This is a genomic window from Rhizobacter sp. P3_B12 (assembly GCF_056402895.1).
The window spans coordinates 1-1699 of the sequence record NZ_JBFUGN010001179.1 but is presented as its reverse complement, the minus strand read 5'-3'; the positions used below and the strand labels follow the sequence as shown (position 1 = coordinate 1699).

3 protein-coding genes are annotated in these 1699 nt (G+C 69.2%); all 3 read left to right on the top strand.

The features are described 5' to 3' along the window. Positions 1-984: histidine kinase (locus AC1D01_RS33520; protein ID WP_477873788.1), on the top strand; the 984-nt coding region annotated here is incomplete at its 5' end. Positions 985-1113: 129 nt separating this feature from the next. Next, complete coding sequence (locus AC1D01_RS33515) at positions 1114-1281, top strand: DUF1328 domain-containing protein (protein ID WP_047500752.1); 168 nt, start codon at positions 1114-1116, stop codon at positions 1279-1281. 64 nt (positions 1282-1345) lie between these two features. Continuing rightward, a partial coding sequence (locus AC1D01_RS33510; RefSeq protein ID WP_477873787.1) for a hypothetical protein occupies positions 1346-1699 on the top strand: 354 nt, incomplete at its 3' end.

Genomic DNA, 1699 nt, shown 5'->3' with positions numbered 1-1699 from the left:
GTCTCCGAGATGGACACCACGGTGCAGTTGCGCGCCGACGGCCGCGACGAGGCCTGGCGCGCGGTCATCGAGACCGACATCGGGCGCGAGCAGATGGAGAGCATCCGCCTCGCCTCCGAGCGGCTGGTGACGCGCGAATCGATGCTGATCGCCGACCGCCGCGAGGAGGTCTACCAGACGCTGCTGCTGAGCCGGCTCGGCGTCAACGCGATGACGGCGCTGAGCGTGCTGGCCTTCTTCATGTACCTGCGCCAGTCGAACACGCTCGAGAAGGAACGCGTGCACAAGAAGGAGGCGCTGCAGGCCGAGCGCGACCTGCTGGAGGTGCAGGTGACCGCGCGCACCGCGCAGCTCACCGAACTGGCGCAGCATCTGCAGACCGCCCGCGAGGATGAGCGCAGCCGGCTCGCGCGCGACCTGCACGACGAGCTGGGCGCGCTGCTGACGGCGGCCAAGCTCGACGTGGCGCGGCTGAAGTCGCGCATCACGATCCACACACCCGACATCACCGAGCGGCTGGTGCACCTGAACGAGACGCTGAACGAAGGCATCGCGCTGAAGCGCCGCATCATCGAGGACCTGCGGCCGTCGTCGCTGAGCAACCTGGGGCTGCTGGCGGCGCTGGAGATCCTGGGCCGCGAGTTCGCCGAGCGCTCGGGCGTGAAGGTGGTCAGCGAGCTCGAACCGGTGTCGCTGAAGCCGTCGGGCGAGCTGACGGTGTACCGGCTCGTGCAGGAGGCGCTGACCAACGTCGCGAAGTACGCGCAGGCGCGCCAGGTGGTGGTCACGCTGCGGCCGCGCGGCGCGCTGGCCGAGGTCGACGTGCACGACAACGGCAGCGGCTTCGACACGCAGGTGGCGCGGCCGTCGACGCACGGGCTGCTGGGCATGCGCTACCGCGTCGAGGCCGAGGGCGGGCGCATGAGCATCCAGTCGACGCCGGGCACCGGCACGCGCATCCAGGCGACGCTGCCGCAGATCTGAGCCTGAGAAGAGACGGCGGGACCGTCGGCTCCCTCCTACACCGCATCGGCTCGCCGTCCCATTCCTCGCGGACGCCCGCGCTCCTAGAGTGGTCCCATCGTCAACCACTCACACCGAAGGAGCCAGAGCATGCTGTATTACGCCGTCGTGTTCTTCATCATCGCGCTGATCGCCGCCCTGTTCGGCTTCGGCGGCATCGCGGCCAGCGCTGCCGGCATCGCGAAGATCCTGTTCATCATCTTCGCGATCATGGCCGTCGCTGCCTTCCTGTTCGGTCTCATCAAGCGGGGTACCTAGCCCGGCCTTGCGGCGCGGTCGTCCCTCGCCTAACTTAGTTATCCCACACATCAAGGAAACAACCATGACCACCTCCACCTTCAAGACCGACAACCTCAGCAGCCAGGCCAGCGACACCGTCAACCGCCTGGCCGACTCGGCCGACAGCGCCGTCAAGAGCACGCGCCGCGTCGCCAACACCGCGCTCGACCAGGCCGAGACGGCGATCGGCGAGGCACGCGACAGCGCCGAGCCGACGATCGCCCGCCTGGCCGGCCAGGCCGAAGCGCTGGCGCGCCGCGGCGTCGATGCCGTCAAGGACACCGCCACGCACGTGCGTGAACGCGCCGCCTCGGTCGGCGATGCGACCGTGCGCTACGTGAAGGACGAGCCGGTCAAGTCGATGCTGATCGCCGCCGCCACCGGTGCCGCGCTGATG